This window comes from Segatella copri, assembly GCF_003465495.1.
Lineage (GTDB): Bacteria > Bacteroidota > Bacteroidia > Bacteroidales > Bacteroidaceae > Prevotella > Prevotella copri_G.
Genome location: NZ_QSAV01000008.1, coordinates 26,927 through 42,387 on the forward strand (window position 1 = coordinate 26,927; position 15,461 = coordinate 42,387).

Below are 15,461 nucleotides of genomic sequence, written 5' to 3' on the forward strand. Positions count from 1 at the left end.
ATCAAAATCATCTATGCAAGAAGAAAAGGCCACGCTCATCAAAAAGAAGAACAGTCCCCATTTCCAACTTACATTGATTTTTATTCTTCTATGATTTGTATTCATATCCAATGAGATTTCTTTTGTTTTAAAACTTGATAGTATAACTAAATGAAGGTATTATTGGAATAAATCCCTTGTTTTTCGCCTCAAACTGCTGCGTAACCTCATTATAGTCCACCTTGACGTACATCGAGTTGAGATGGCAATAAGCATTATAGATGCTCAAATTCCAAATGCGCTCATGTCCATGCTTGGTGACATGACGGAAATCGAATCCCAAGTCCAAGCGATGATAAGCTGGAAGCGTCAAATTATTGGGGATGGCATAGACATAAGAGGCGGAATTCCACCAATTCCTGTAATACTTGCCTTCTTGATCTGGCAAGCTTGGAAATGCCGCCAACTGGGTTGGCACCGTGGCATGATTGCCCGTGTGATAGTTCCAGACCGCAAAGCAACTCACCTTCTTGTTAAACGCATACCGCAAGGACAGATTCAACTTATGGCGGTTGTCAAACTTATCGTAATACCAATCCTGATAGAAGTCATCATACTTTCGCTTGTTCCAAGAGAGCGTATAAGAACCACTCAAAGTCAGATGATTGGTGCGATAAGTGGCATCAGCCTCAACGCCATAGAAGAGCCCCTTGCCATCCATCACTTGCGAATCCCAATGCTCAGCAGGCGGCTCTATGCCTACCCAACTGCTGTATTGAAGCAGATGCTTGGACAACTTGTAATACCCTTCGAGCGACAGAAGCCAATGGCGGTTGGGCTGGGCATAGATTCCTGCCGCAAACTGATAAGAACGCATTGGCTTCAGATTTCGGGTAGTCGGTACCCAATAATCCGTAGGCAAGGACAAGTAGCTGTTAGAGACCTTATGCACATACTGGGTCATCTGAGTAAAGGAAGCCTTCAGCGACACCTCATTGCTCAGTTGATATTTCAGGGCAAAACGTGGGTCGATATTCAAGAAGTTCTTGTTACTGATATGAAAAAGGCCCATATTGAAGCCAACATTCATACTCCAGTTGCGGTTGATATTGATTTCATCCTCTGCGTATACCGTCCACTCATGCGCCACATGACGATTACTACTATTCATTCGGATGGTATCAACTTGGGCTGATGCATTTCCCTCATATCCAGTATAATCCAATTGCATAGCTGTCTGGGGGCGAAAGAGATGCATCGTATAGTCGCTTCCAAAACGGAAATGATGACGAGGGTTCGGACGGTAATCGAATGCCAGACGATAGCCCGCATCATAAATCGTTGAGGTATAACCATGCTCCAAGTGAGTGACAGAAGTGGCATTCTCTCCCGAAGGATTGATATAACGATCATCATCAAAGGAATACAACTTGGAACGATTATGGGAATACACCGCTGTAATGTTTGAAAAGAGCTTCGGAGAGAACAGGTAGTTCCAGTTGAGTGCAACATTAAAGTTTCCCCAATCCAGCTGCGACTTCGTCAAGTCCTTGTCATAGCTTTGGTTGGGTTGATACCCATCTGCCTTACTTTGATCAAAATCATCCTTCACATCCCAGCTGTCTTTTCCGTGATAGAGACTCAAGTCTATCTTCGAACGGTCGTTGAAACGGTGGGTTACCTTGGCATTCAGGTCCATGAAGTAATAACCTATCGAAAGTTTGTCGTCTGGCTCAGAGAAAGCCTTGGTCAAGGGACGGGACAGCAAATCCAACCAGGAACGGCGCATACCTATATTATAAGAGGTCTTGCCTTTCCGGATAGGTCCCTCAAACTGCACACTGGCATCGAGCAGTCCGATGCGATAGGCACCATGAAACTGATTCATGTTTCCATCCGCAGTACGCACATCCACCACCGACGACAATCTTCCACCATATCGTGCAGGAAAGCCGCTCTTGTAGAAATCCACATTCTTCACCACATCGGCATTGAAACTGGAGAAAAGCCCCAGCGCATGATTCGTATCATAAAGCGGAGTACCATCTATCAGATAAAGGTTCTCATCACCATTGCCGCCATGCACATAGAGTCCGCTTGCCAATTCCTGTCCTTCTGCCACTCCACTCACACGCTGCAGGGTCTTCACCACATCCGGTGAAGACATCAGGGCAAACTCTGTCTTGATATCCTTGTTCGAAAAGGAGCGCTTGCCGGTTTGTGTGGTCAGAAGCGGAGAGTTCAAGTCGCCATCTACCACCACCTCAGGCAATTTACCATCAACACGGAGTGCCATATTATGATGCATATCTTTCGAGAGATTCAGCTTCTCTACCTTGTCGGCATAGCCCACATACGAAAAGCGAAGCTGGTGCTCGCCTTCAGGCAGGGTAAGCGAAAAGAAACCATATTCATTGGTAGTTGTACCGATGCCATCCGTCAGATCATAGATGGTGGCATTAATCAGCGATTCGCCACTCTCGTCACGGACGTATCCGCTGAGAGTGTGGCGACGCTGAACCTGCTGAACTTTGTGATTGATATTCGTGTAAGATGTTGATATTTGTTGTACGGGTTTTCGCTTCAATATCACATAGTTCGCATTGATATTATATAGAATATGAGTTTGCTCGAAAAGCGCCTTCAGTGCTTTCTTCACCGGAAGATGCTGGATATCTGGTCCATGATACTTGATGTTCAATTCCCCATCAAGCGATGAATCATAGACGAAGTTGATTTTCCTGATGCGGTGCAGCCAATCCATCTGCTGACGAATGGTGGTAGAAGTCTCTGCCTCCACCATCATCTTCGGCGTGCCTGCCAACGTTGGAGCTGGCAAGGCAAGAATTGAGAGCGAAAAAATAATCTCTTTACCTTTCATAACTGTACTTTTATTCATTCTTTTATTGCTATAACGCAAGAATTACAGAATACCCCCATGGATGAAAGGTAAAATATAGAAAAAATCTGCAAGAAAATCATCTTTCTTGCCTCGTAAGGTCTTTAAAGCCTTGGAAATCTGATGCTCCACGGTCTTTTCCGACAGGTTCAGTTCTTCAGCTATCTCCCGATAAGTCATTCCGTCATGCTTGCTCATCAGGAAAATTTCCCTGCATCGTTCGGGTAATAGCTCGATAGCCGTCCACAGTTCTGCCTCCCGGAAAGAACTTTCCTGTGCCTGGTCATCAGAAATCACGCCACATAAATCGGTAGGAGTAATCTCCGTATCTATCGGAGACTGGCGGCGCAACAGGTCGATGCAGGCATTGCGCACAGAGATATATAAGAAAGCCTTGATGTTTTCCGGCATGATGCTTCTACTTATCAATTTCACAAAACAATCCTGCACCACGTCTTCAGCCTCATCAATATTATGCAGATAATGAGTGGCATAAAGACATAGCGGACGATAATACTGCTGAAATATCAAGTCTATCTCTTGCATAAACTTTCTCTACCTAAACTAAACTCTTATATAACAAAATAACCCTTCAAGTCTTTGCGGATTTGAAGGGTTATTTATGACCTGTTGTCCCAGGCGGATTCGAACCACCACTGACAGAACCAAAAACTGTAGTGCTACCATTACACCATAGGACAAGCAAATCGGCTACAAAGGTAGTGGATTTTTTCTCCACTACCAAATATTTTCAATACTTTTAACGATTACTTAACGGTAATCAAGAAGTAGTTCTTCTTACCTTTCTGAACCAAAAGATACTTGCCGTCAATCAGGTCTTCAGCAGTAATTACCTGGTCGAATGCATTGAGCTTCTCCTTGTTGAGTGAAACGCCACCACCCTTAACGAGCTTGCGCATCTCGCTCTTACTTGGGAAGATCTGCATACCTTCCTGGTTGAAGAGGTCAACAGCTGTACCACCGAGCAAGTTCTTGTCGAGGTCGTAGTGAGGTACATTGGCAAATACATCATTCAATGTAGCCTCATCGAGTTGTGCCAAGTTCTCCTTGGTAGCCTTACCGAAGAGGATGTTGCTGGCTGCGATAGCCATATCCAAATCCTCCTGAGAGTGAACCATTACGGTAACCTCCTCAGCCAGACGCTTCTGGAGTACACGGCGACCTGGATCCTGCTTGTGCTCCTCTACGAGGGCATCAATAGTCTCCTTATCGAGGTCGGTAAAGATCTTGATATACTTCTCTGCATCGTCATCGCTTACGTTCAACCAGAACTGGTAGAAAGCATAAGGAGTAGTGCGGTTACGATCCAACCAGATGTTACCGCTCTCTGTCTTACCGAACTTCTTGCCGTCTGCCTTGGTAATCAAAGGACAAGTGAGGCAGAAGCACTCTGCATCGTTACCCAATGTACGGTGAATCAGCTCTGTACCGGTAGTCATGTTACCCCACTGGTCGTTACCACCCAACTGGAGACGAACACCATACTTCTCATACTGATAGAGGAAGTCGTAGCCCTGGAGCAACTGATAGGTGAACTCAGTGAAAGACAAGCCGTCGCGAGCCTCACCGTTCAAGCGCTTCTGCACACTATCCTTCGCCATCATGTAGTTTACAGTGATATGCTTACCAACCACACGAGCGAAATCGAGGAAGGTGAAGTCCTTCATCCAGTCGTAGTTGTTCACCAACTCCGCCTTGTTAGGCTCATTGCCATCGAAGTCGAGGAACTTAGATACCTGCTTCTTGATAGCTTCCTGGTTATGATAGAGAGTCTCTGAATCGAGAAGATTGCGCTCCTGGCTCTTGCCAGAAGGGTCGCCAATCATACCCGTGGCACCGCCGACGAGGAGATAAGGCTTATGGCCACAACGCTGCAAGTGGCGCAACATCATGATACCACAAAGGTGACCGATGTGCAGAGAGTCTGCAGTAGGGTCGGTTCCGAGATAGGCAGACACCATGTGGGTGTTGAGATATTCCTCAGTACCTGGCATTATCTGCGCCAGCATACCACGCCATTTCAATTCTTCAACAAAATTTTTTGCCATAGAATATGATTTTTTATTATATTATATAATATGTATAAGGGGCCCAACAATACAGTCGGAAACTTACGGTACGGGATCATAACCCGAACCACCCCAAGGATTGCATCTTAAGATGCGCCAAACAGCCAAAGCCAGTCCCTTAAAGGGACCATGCTTCAGGATGGCTTGTCTCGCATACTCTGAGCAAGTGGGCTGAAAGCGACAGGAAGGTGGCGTATAAGGAGTAATACACTTCTGATAAAACAATATCGGCAGTATAAGAATCCATACCAACACCTTTCTCATGCCATGTGCTATCATAAAGAGAATCTTCATCATAAACTGCTCTCTTTCATGACTGTTTCAGATTGCATCTCCTTGATATTATCAACCAATCTATCCAAAAGTTTAGTCATTTTGGTTGAAACCAGCTTTGAAGGCTGCAATTGTTCTGTTTGCCAAACAAAAGCCACAAGCAATTGTTTTCCAACATAATTCTGCATACAAGTCTCCAGCTCTTGTTTTTGATAACGAAAAGCTTCACGTATCTGGCGCTTTACCCGATTGCGTTTTACTGCGTGCTTAAAATAACGCTTAGATACACTGATAAGAACTTGAACAGAAGGGGCTTGCTCATCTTTCTTGTCAACAAGAAGAAACACCATTCTCATAGGCCATGCCGTCATTGCTTTAGCACCACCTCCAAAGAGCTGTTCTATAAGTGTCAGTTTACATAGATGCTCTTTCTTTCCGAATGTTTTATTTCTGTCTGTTGACATATCTATTCTATTAAATATTTCCTATTTATTATGACGTTTCAGATAATCTGCCAAGGCACCTGTCATAGATGGAAAAGCTTTATTAGGAGCCTCCAGATCAAGGCGTAAGCCCTCATCTTCAACCGTTTTTGCTGTAGCAGGACCAAAAGCGCCAACAGCGATATTCCCTTGTTCAAAATTAGGGAAATTCTTCTTCAGAGCCTTTACACCTGTTGGGCTAAAGAAAAGCATCATATCATAATCGAAGTTCTTGATTTCCTCTTCTGAGAAATCATTGCTCACGGTACGATACATTACACATTCTGTATGATTGAGTTTTTTCTCATCAAGCAAGTTGGCAATATCATCATTATGAACACTGCTTAATGGTACCAGATATTTCTCGGTTTTATGGCGAGCCATCTGTCCCATCAACCCATCAATTTTACCTGTATCACCAAAGAACACCTTACGCTTGCGATACTGAACATACTTTTGGATGTAGAGAGCGATAGTCTCTATCACACAGAAATATTTCATATCTTCAGGAATTGTGATACGCATCTCCTTAGCTAATTTAAAGTAGTTGTCTACTGCATGACGAGATGTAAATACGACAGCAGTATAGTCAAGCAAATTTATTTTCTGCTGACGGAATTCTTTAGAAGAGAGCCCCTCTACCTTAAAGAATGGACGGAACACGCATTCTACTCCATATTGAGCCTGGATATCGAAGTAAGGAGACTTCTCACTTGCAGGTTTTGGCTGAGAAACTAAAATTTTCTTTATCATTTTGTCTTAAAAGTTTATTTTCAAATAATGACTGATTAACACAAGTCCACCCCAAAGAGCGAACAAGGGTATCACTTCAAGGGCACAAAAGTACAAAAATATTTGCAGAAACACGCCATTTCTTCTAAAAAAGATAATGTAAGCCTTCAAAAAAGCCAACAATTTAACTAATCCAAGGATAGTCAACGTGTATATCACTGCAATTTGCAATGGGAAATCGAAATACGACAAAAGCATCACCATTGGGAACAAGGCCACTCCTTGACATGATATAAGGAACAAGTATGCCTTGAGCCATTGTACATTTTTTTTCTTTTCAAAGAATACCCAACCAGAAATCACATAGAGGAACGCCTTCAACAAGAAATAGCCCCCCATACAACCAGCATATATACTGATTACCTGATATTGGTCTACGATAAACGTATCGCTGATAGATGCTTTCGAATAAATGAAATACCCGATTGCCAGCAAAAGACAGGTCTGCAACACGAAGAAGAACTGGTATCTTACTTCAGAACTGGTCTCCGTCACCTCTGTTGTACCGATGCGTGGAGTACGGAAGAAGGTTTTTGCCTGGCGTATAACAAAATGCTTAGATTTAGAGAATGCTATACAAGCCAAGAGAAAACAGACCAACAGCAATGAAGTAATAAAGCTATCACCAGCTACCGTATAGGGAACAGGATCACCTGCCACCCCTAAGCGTCCACCCTTTAATTCCGGATGAAACAGAGAATCTTTTGAAAAGAATGACTCACGATAATATTGTGGCAAACTTACATCCCTAAAACTCTTACCTGCCTTATGTCCTGGCAAGTGTAATGTATCCGGCATCTTGCTCCAATGAATCTCACTGGGCTTGATATGTGCCCTAATCATGGAGTCCTGCTGAGCTGGCGTTGCATTCTTAGGCAGCCAGCTCAACACCTCTTTGGGTGTGAGCTGGCTGCTATGTTGCCTGAGCACTTGCTGTTGCGATTCAGCCTCAAGTGCGGCATCTGTCTGTATCGAATCTGCCTGTTGCACCATTCCTTAAAGTCCGAAAACTTTCTTGATTTCGTCTACCTTATCTAATTTTTCCCATGTAAAGAGTTCTACCTTCACAGTTTTAGCCTCATGATATCGGCTGGTGAAGGTTTTCTCTACTATCTCATTCTTACGTCCCATGTGTCCATATGCCGCAGTTTCCTGGAACATTGGCTGGCGCAACTTCAACTGGCGCTCGATTGCTTTAGGACGAAGATCAAACATTTCTGCAATTTTCTTTGCAATCTCGCCGTCAGTCATATTCACATGGCTTCTGCCGTAAGTATTTACATAGATACTAACCGGTTCTGCCACGCCGATAGCATAACTTACCTGAACCAACATTTCATCTGCAACGCCGGCAGCAACCATATTCTTTGCAATATAACGGGCAGCATAAGCAGCCGAACGGTCAACCTTACTACTATCCTTTCCAGAGAAGGCACCACCACCATGAGCACCCTTACCTCCATAAGTATCTACAATGATCTTACGACCGGTAAGACCTGTATCTCCATGAGGACCACCAATCACGAACTTACCTGTAGGGTTTACGAAGTACTTGATGTCATCATTGAAGAGAGCCAACACCTTATCACTCAGGTGAGTCTTTACTCTTGGAATCAGGATATTGATTACATCCTCACGAATCTTTGCCAGCATAGCATCATCATCGTCCTCACCATTTGCCTTCTTGATAAAATCATCATGCTGGGTAGAAACTACGATGGTATCGATTCGCTGTGGGATATTATCGTCTGAGTATTCGACAGTTACCTGGCTCTTAGAGTCTGGACGGAGATAAGTCATCACCTTGCCCTCCTTGCGGATATCTGCAAGTACACGCATGATGAGTTGAGCCAAGTCGAGTGATACCGGCATATAATTCTCGGTTTCCGTTGTAGCATAACCGAACATCATACCCTGGTCGCCTGCACCCTGATTCTCATCCTCCTCACGACTTACACCGCGGTTAATATCATCGCTCTGTTCATGGATAGCAGTAAGCACACCACAAGAGTCGCCGTCAAACTGATATTCGCTCTTGGTATAACCGATTTTCTTGATAGTCTTGCGGGCAATGGTCTGCAAATCAACATAAACGTTAGAGCGAACCTCACCCATGATTACTACCTGACCAGTAGTACAAAAGGTTTCGATGGCGCAATGAGCGTGGTCATCGTAAGCCAAAAACTGGTCAAGCAATGCATCTGAAATCTGATCAGCCACTTTATCTGGATGTCCTTCAGAAACTGATTCTGATGAAAACAAATATGCCATATTTTCTTACTTTATTTCTATTAATTATTGATATTCATTATTTTGCGGCTGCAAAGTTACTCATATTTTTTCAGATTTTGTCATATTCCTATATAAAAAACGTCAATTCCTTGTGCTTTATCTGTTATTCGGGCATCTTTTGTCTGTTTTATCAGAATCAAGCACTTGGTTTTCTTCACTATATTTGATATTTCGAGGATGATGTTCCAAGATAGCTCTGCGCAAATCTGAAGTTTCAAGATGAGTATAAATCTCTGTGGTTCCAATATCTTCATGCCCCAACAAGGCCTGAATTACCCTCAGATCGGCTCCACCTTTCAACAAGGCTGTAGCAAAACTATGGCGTAAAGTATGAGGAGAAATGGTTTTCTTGATTCCTGCATCATAAGCCGCATTTTTTATCATGATAAGTATCATATTACGTGTGAGATGAGCACCTCTACGATTCAAAAAGACATAGTCTTCCTCACCTGGCTTGATTGTCATCAGATTCCGGTCTATATACCAAAGATTGATTTCTTTCAGAGCCTTACCAGAAATAGGAACGATGCGTTCCTTGTTACCTTTACCTATGACCCTAATAAACTTTTCTTCTTCAAACACATCGCTTTTCTTTAGATTCACAAGTTCCGAAACGCGAAGGCCACAGGAGAACAGGGTTTCTATAATCGCCTTATTACGCTGTCCCTCCCATTTTTCCAAATCGATAGCCGCTTCAAGCATGTCAACCTCTTCTACAGATAAATACTCCGGCAAATGCTTTCCTATTTGGGGAGAAACCAGTAATTCGGTCGGATCGTCTTTTATATAATCATCAAGCACCAGATACCGGTAGAAAGAACGGATTCCGCTCAAAATCCGAGCTTGTGAACGAGCAGAAACACCACGATCATGCAAACTTGCAGAAAAATTCTCCAAGTCTTCCAATTTCATTTCCGTCAGCACCAAATTGTTCTTATCAGCATACTCCAAGAGAAAATTCAAGTCATGGTAATAGGCATCCAACGTATTTTTGGAGAAATTACGCCCCAACTTGAGGTATCTCATATAGTTCTTTATAATTTCATTCCTCATTTTTTGTCAGTTTCCTTAATTTATTGTATCTTTGCATCGTCTTTGCATAAGACAGGAGAGTACAAAAGATCTCTGCCGCAAAGATACGAAAAAAATATGGATTACGATTAAAAATCAAGTAAATATGAAGATACAAATTATTAATGGTCCAAACTTGAACCTTCTTGGTGTAAGAGAACCGGGTATTTATGGTAGCAATTCTTTCGAGAGTTATCTGCCTAAGCTGAAAGCGAAATTCCCTGATATTGAGATAGAGTACTTTCAGAGCAACATTGAAGGCGAGTTAATCAACAAGCTGCAGGAAGTAGGTTTTTCCTATGATGGTGTAGTACTCAATGCTGGCGCCTATACTCATACCAGCATCGCCTTGCAGGATTGTATTCGCAGTTTGAAATGCCCTTGCGTTGAAGTACACATCTCTAATGTGCATAAACGTGAAGAGTTCCGCCATCATTCATATATTTCCTGTGCTTGCCTGGGCGTAATCTGCGGTTTCGGTCTGGCTTCTTACGAACTTGCCATTTCAGGAATCTTAGCACAGAAAGAAACAGAAGAGTAAGATTTCCGTTACTCTAAATCCATCAGATTATGACAGAGACTGAACTCATAGACAAATATATCTGCCAGCATATAGAGCCTGAAGGCGATTATCTGTATCGTCTTTACCGCGCCACCAATATACATACTATCCATGGACGTATGGCTAGCGGCCATATTCAGGGCAGACTTCTCAAAATGCTTGTAGAGATGATTCGCCCGAAGAACATTCTGGAAGTAGGCACATTTAGTGGCTATAGTGCTATCTGCCTGGCCCAGGGATTGCAGGAAGGTGGAAAACTCTACACTTTCGAAATCAATGATGAGATGGAAGATTTTACCCGTCCCTGGATAGAAGGTTCGAATGTTGCCGATAAGATTGACTTCCGCATCGGTGATGCCAACATTGAAGCGCCCCAACTAGGCGTAAAATTCGATATGGCTTTTGTTGATGGCGATAAGCGTACCTATATAGAAACATATGAAATGGTTATGAGCATTCTGAACCCTGGAGGCTACATCCTTGCAGACAATACTCTTTGGGATGGTCACGTCATCGATCCTGCCTACGACCGAGACCACCAGACTCAAGGCATTCGGGCTTTCAATGATTTAATAGCAAGAGATCCTAGAGTAAAGGTTGTTATCTTACCACTACGCGATGGTCTTACACTCATCAGGAAAAAATAAAAAATCAATTAGAACAAGAAATGGCATGAATCCCCCATGAAAGATTCATGCCATTTCTTTTAGTATATGCACCCAAGTATAAGAAATTCTGTAGGTTTTAACTCAACAGCCTTTTACTCAGCGCTCTTACAGGATACCATACAGCAAGCCAACCTACAGCAATTACTGTAACGAAGATAATGGCAACATCTGAGTAATGGACACTTACCGGATAAGCATCAACAATAAAGGAGCCTTCAGAATCTCCCAGACGTACAAATCCATATTGCTGCTGCAAAAAGCAGAGGAGCAAGCCTAATCCAATACCGATAACAGCACCTATCACAGCTATCATTCTACCTTCAAAAAGAAATACCCTGGTAATCTGCTTATCGTTAGCTCCAAGATTACGAAGAGTCACTACATCATTTTTCTTATCAATAATAAGCATAGAAAGCGAGCCGATGATATTGAAACATGCAACAACTAAGATAAAGGTCAGGAAGATATAAGCAATCATCTTCTCTATCGACATAATTTTAAAGGTATCTTCCTGTTGTTCAAATCTGTCAAGCACTTTATATTTATTACCAGCTATCTGCTGCATCTCAGCCTTTACAGCATCCAGATTGCTACCCGGTTTCAAGCGTAATTCCAAATCAGAGAGCATACCTTGCTGTCCAAAGAGATTACGGGCAAATGAAATAGAAGTGATGATGTAGTTTTTATCATACTTAGCCTGTTTGACGGCAAAAAGTACGCCAGGAGAGTTGAGCGAGTCAACAACAAAGCCATCACCAGGGTTAGTCATATCCAGCTGTCCTTCCTTTTTAGGAGCATAGATTTTCAGGAAACCATCCCATTGTGCTCCTATGCCTAAATTCTGGGCAAGACGGATACCTACGGTTCCATATTCCAGATTGGCAGCATGTAAGGAGAAAGAGCCATCACCATATAAAATATCTGTAATATGAGAAAGTTCTGCAAAATTATCATCTACACCCTTGATTTTCACCATAGCCTGATGATCATTATAGATTGCAAGAGCTTGATCTTCTACGGTTTCTGTCGCAACATCTACCTGCGGCAAAAGACGAATCTTAGTAAGAATAGGATCATCTGCAGGTGCAGTCTTTCCCTCAACAGGCACAACCTTGAGTTGTGGGTCAAAACTCGTAAAGAGTGAAGCTACCAGGTCATGGAAGCCGTTAAAAACACTCAGAACGATGACCAGAGCCATCGTAGCTACCGCCACTCCTATTACAGAAATAGAACTGATGACGTTGATGACGTGCGTACTCTTCTTTGAGAAAAGATACCTGCGAGCTATAAAGAATGGGAAATTCATAATTCTATCTTACCTTATTTATATAACAGTATAGGGAGTCAAGAATTGCCGTCTTAACTCCCTTGTCTTTTTACTTCCTTACTCTTTTACTTTTTCAAGAGTTCATCAATGTGCTCCAAATAATCGAGACTATCATCAAGGAAGAAACGGAGTTCTGGAATAATACGTAACTGGTTTCTCACTTTTTTACCCAAGTCGAAACGGATCGTCTTCTCATTTGCATTGATATTCTTCAAAATCTCCTCTCCTTTTTCAGAAGGGAACACACTCAAGTAAGCTGTACAGATACTGAGATCTGGACTTACTCTAACCTTAGTAACACTTACCATCACACCATGCATCATGCGAGTTTGTGACTGGAAGATAAGACTCAACTCCTTCTGGAGAAGTCTTGATATACGGTTTTGTCTTGTTTCTTGCATAACTATTAACTATAAATTATTAACTATAAACTATTCAAGATCTACATGTGTAACCTCCACCTGTTCATGAAGGAAAATCTGTGCAGATTCCTTGAATTTATCCTCACTCTCTGTTGTGAGATATCGGCAAGAGCCTGTTTTGGTTATCATCTGTTCCATCTGCGGATGGCGTTTCAGATAATCTTTCAGACTGTTTGCTACATATTGTCCTTGCGGAACCACTCTTACGCCATCAGGAAGATTCTTCACAATGCTGCTCATAAGAAGCGGATAATGCGTGCAACCCAAAATAATGGTATCAATATCAGCGTCCTTCAGCATCAGCTGGTCGATGCGTTTCTTTACGAAATAATCAGCTCCCGGACTATCAGCTTCATTGGCTTCCACGATGGCAGCCCAAAGCGGACAAGCCACGCCACTCACCTGAATCTCTGGCCAAAGTTTCGAAATTTCCATATTATAACTTTGGCTTTTAATAGTACCTTCTGTAGCCAGAAGTCCCACGTGATTACTCTTGGTAATAGTACCAATTACTTCGGCAGTAGGGCGGATAATACCCAGAACTCTTCTGCTGGGATCCAACTCAGGAATATCGCGCTGCTGCAAAGAACGTAGTGCTTTAGCCGAAGCCGTATTACATCCCAGGATAACGAGATGACACCCCATAGAGAAAAGTTTAAGCACAGCCTGGCGTGTGAACTTATAAACCACCTCAAACGAACGCGAGCCATAAGGAGCACGAGCGTTATCACCCAAGTACATATAATCATACTGAGGCATCGTCTGGCGCAACCCATGCAGGATGGTCAGTCCGCCATAACCAGAATCGAAAACACCGATTGGTCCGGGAGTAGAAGGCAACATCATTTCAAAGTCTCCTCCAGCAAAGCTGTAATATCCTCCCCCATCTCTTCGTTGAGATAAGGAGCTGCATTATTGTCTGTATTGATGATAAAGGCAAAGCCCTTCTGCTTGCCAATCTTTTTAGCTTCCTCGTTTATTTTTGCTTTGAGCGGAGCATAAGCATCATTCTCTGCTTGCTGCAACAGGCGGGTAGCCTCAGCCTTGAAGGCAATATTTTTCTCCATCAATTCACGCAATTCAGCCTGACGTTTCTCCAGAATTGTCTTGGCATAAGTGCGCTGTCCATCAAGAAATTCCTCATACTTAGCATTAAACTCAGTTTCTACACGTTTCGTTTCTGCATCGTATTTCTCACGGAGTTCATCCATATTATGCTTGGCTATAGCGTAACCAGGCATAGTATGAAAAACCTTATCAAAACTAAAGTAGCCAAAATGCAAAGGAGCAGATACAGCAATCTGTTGTTGCTGAACCTTTGCTGCAGGCGTTGTATGCTGGGCTGAAACAGTCAAAGAGATGAAAGCAAAAGCCAGAAATAAGAGATTCTTTTTCATGATGAGTGATACCGTTTATGATGAATACCTTATAAATACCTCGTTATTAAAAATGAGAAATAAGGGCAAGCACTTCTGCCTGCCCTCAATCTATATTCTTTTTATTTGCCTTGATTACTTAATCTTAGCCTGTACTTCCTTAGTAACGTCTACTACGTTAGTACCTGTATATACAGCAGCACCATCCTCGAAGATGAAGGTGTAGTTGCCAGCCTTGCCTACAGCCTCGATAGCTGTACGTACCTTTGCTACGATAGGCTGCATGAGTTCGCTGCTCTTCTTCTGCAACTCCTGCTGACCATCCTGGTAAGCCTGCTGAATTTTCTGCTGGAGAGTCTGCAACTCAGTTTCCTTCTGCTGCTTTGCTGTAGCGTTCATTGTGCTGGAACCCTTCTGATACTCGTCAGCCTTACGCTGGAACTCATCCTGCATAGACTTCAAGTCATTCTCTTTCTGCTTCTGGAGAGCTTCCATCTCGCCATTAGCCTTAGCTACATCTGGCAAAGACTGCATAATCTGCTGAGTATTTACTTTACCAAACTTCTGAGCCATCATAGTCATTGGTGCACAGAGCATCAACATTAAAATAAGCTTTTTCATTGTTCTATTCTTTTTAATTATTAATTTCTAAATGAAGTTTTCATGCTGCCAACCATTGGCAGATGTACTTACCGGCTGCAAATATACAATTATTATTTGGAATAACCTAATTTTTGGAGCACTTCGTTGCTAATATCTATCTTAGGAGAGCCAAAGATGATGCCGCTGTTGCTAGCTCTATCGAGAACAAGCGAATATCCGCGCAGGTCTGAAATCTCTTTTACGGCTGTATAAATCTCTTCCTGAATAGGTCCCATCAATGCTTCACGCATCTTATAAAGGTCGCCTTCTGCACCAAAATATTTTTTCTTCAAATCGCTAGCCTCCTTCTCTTTCTGCATGATGGCATCCTGCTTAGCCTTCTTCTGCTCCTGGGAAAGGAACACTACCTCGTTCTGATAGTTCTTATACATGGTGCTTGCCTCTGTGTTAAGAGCTTCTACCTCAGCCTGCCATTTGCGGCTTACCTGATTCAGCTGCTCGTTGGCACGCTCATAAGCGGGTACATTCTTCAAGATGTACTCCATATCTATCAATGCATATTTCTGTGCATGTGCTGAGATGACTGCTACAGCCATCATCAGCATCAATACTATTTTCTTCATAA

General features: G+C 42.8%; 17 protein-coding genes and 1 tRNA gene. 2 read left to right on the forward strand and 16 right to left on the reverse strand.

Going from position 1 to position 15,461, the window contains the following annotated elements:
* Positions 1-127: 127 nt before the first annotated feature.
* The 10 genes from DWV53_RS03605 to xerA all read right to left on the reverse strand — a co-directional run bounded on the left by DWV53_RS03605 (position 128) and on the right by xerA (position 9,860).
* A complete protein-coding gene (locus DWV53_RS03605) occupies positions 128-2,878 on the reverse strand; it encodes a TonB-dependent receptor (RefSeq protein ID WP_259318902.1) in 2,751 nt (916 codons plus the stop codon).
* A 24-nt stretch (positions 2,879-2,902) separates the two neighbouring features.
* Entirely contained in the window at positions 2,903-3,424 is a 522-nt protein-coding gene (locus tag DWV53_RS03610) for an RNA polymerase sigma-70 factor (protein ID WP_118151694.1), read from the reverse strand.
* Between the two features lie 84 nt (positions 3,425-3,508).
* Positions 3,509-3,579, reverse strand: a tRNA-Gln gene (locus DWV53_RS03615).
* A gap of 66 nt (positions 3,580-3,645) precedes the next feature.
* Positions 3,646-4,947: a tyrosine--tRNA ligase gene (gene tyrS / locus DWV53_RS03620; RefSeq protein WP_118151696.1), complete on the reverse strand. Its 1,302-nt coding sequence runs from the start codon at positions 4,945-4,947 to the stop codon at positions 3,646-3,648.
* Positions 4,948-5,010: 63 nt separating this feature from the next.
* Entirely contained in the window at positions 5,011-5,262 is a 252-nt protein-coding gene (yidD, locus tag DWV53_RS03625) for a membrane protein insertion efficiency factor YidD (RefSeq protein WP_040553354.1), read from the reverse strand.
* Positions 5,262-5,705: a ribonuclease P protein component gene (gene rnpA, locus DWV53_RS03630; RefSeq protein ID WP_117693277.1), complete on the reverse strand. Its 444-nt coding sequence runs from the start codon at positions 5,703-5,705 to the stop codon at positions 5,262-5,264. Before rnpA ends, yidD begins: the two co-directional genes overlap by 1 nt.
* Before the next feature lie 21 nt (positions 5,706-5,726).
* Positions 5,727-6,476 carry a uroporphyrinogen-III synthase gene (locus DWV53_RS03635; protein ID WP_117587228.1) on the reverse strand — a complete coding sequence of 250 codons (750 nt, stop codon included), beginning with the start codon at positions 6,474-6,476 and terminating at the stop codon, positions 5,727-5,729.
* Positions 6,477-6,482: 6 nt separating this feature from the next.
* Entirely contained in the window at positions 6,483-7,508 is a 1,026-nt protein-coding gene (locus tag DWV53_RS03640; protein ID WP_117693275.1) for a DUF4271 domain-containing protein, read from the reverse strand.
* Positions 7,509-7,511: 3 nt separating this feature from the next.
* Positions 7,512-8,786 (reverse strand): methionine adenosyltransferase, encoded by a 1,275-nt coding sequence (gene metK / locus DWV53_RS03645; RefSeq protein WP_118140399.1) that lies wholly within the window; start codon positions 8,784-8,786, stop codon positions 7,512-7,514.
* A 117-nt stretch (positions 8,787-8,903) separates the two neighbouring features.
* Positions 8,904-9,860: a site-specific tyrosine recombinase/integron integrase gene (gene xerA / locus DWV53_RS03650; RefSeq protein ID WP_022121521.1), complete on the reverse strand. Its 957-nt coding sequence runs from the start codon at positions 9,858-9,860 to the stop codon at positions 8,904-8,906.
* Between the two features lie 124 nt (positions 9,861-9,984).
* Here xerA and aroQ point away from each other — a divergent pair, with 124 nt between their 5' ends.
* Entirely contained in the window at positions 9,985-10,419 is a 435-nt protein-coding gene (gene aroQ / locus DWV53_RS03655) for a type II 3-dehydroquinate dehydratase (protein WP_006848094.1), read from the forward strand.
* Positions 10,420-10,448: 29 nt separating this feature from the next.
* Positions 10,449-11,087 (forward strand): O-methyltransferase, encoded by a 639-nt coding sequence (locus tag DWV53_RS03660; RefSeq protein ID WP_118151698.1) that lies wholly within the window; start codon positions 10,449-10,451, stop codon positions 11,085-11,087.
* Between the two features lie 97 nt (positions 11,088-11,184).
* Here DWV53_RS03660 and DWV53_RS03665 read toward each other — a convergent pair whose 3' ends face one another.
* The 6 genes from DWV53_RS03665 to DWV53_RS03690 all read right to left on the reverse strand — a co-directional run bounded on the left by DWV53_RS03665 (position 11,185) and on the right by DWV53_RS03690 (position 15,459).
* Positions 11,185-12,414, reverse strand: coding sequence for an FtsX-like permease family protein (locus DWV53_RS03665; RefSeq protein WP_006848096.1), 1,230 nt, complete (start codon positions 12,412-12,414; stop codon positions 11,185-11,187).
* A gap of 86 nt (positions 12,415-12,500) precedes the next feature.
* A complete protein-coding gene (gene rbfA, locus DWV53_RS03670; protein WP_006848097.1) occupies positions 12,501-12,836 on the reverse strand; it encodes a 30S ribosome-binding factor RbfA in 336 nt (111 codons plus the stop codon).
* A 30-nt stretch (positions 12,837-12,866) separates the two neighbouring features.
* Entirely contained in the window at positions 12,867-13,703 is an 837-nt protein-coding gene (murI, locus tag DWV53_RS03675; RefSeq protein ID WP_118140393.1) for a glutamate racemase, read from the reverse strand.
* Positions 13,700-14,254 (reverse strand): OmpH family outer membrane protein, encoded by a 555-nt coding sequence (locus DWV53_RS03680; RefSeq protein WP_118151700.1) that lies wholly within the window; start codon positions 14,252-14,254, stop codon positions 13,700-13,702. Before DWV53_RS03680 ends, murI begins: the two co-directional genes overlap by 4 nt.
* A gap of 114 nt (positions 14,255-14,368) precedes the next feature.
* Positions 14,369-14,854, reverse strand: a complete 486-nt coding sequence (locus DWV53_RS03685) for an OmpH family outer membrane protein (protein ID WP_006848100.1) — start codon at positions 14,852-14,854, stop codon at positions 14,369-14,371.
* A 92-nt stretch (positions 14,855-14,946) separates the two neighbouring features.
* Positions 14,947-15,459: an OmpH family outer membrane protein gene (locus tag DWV53_RS03690; RefSeq protein WP_118151754.1), complete on the reverse strand. Its 513-nt coding sequence runs from the start codon at positions 15,457-15,459 to the stop codon at positions 14,947-14,949.
* Positions 15,460-15,461: the final 2 nt, after the last annotated feature.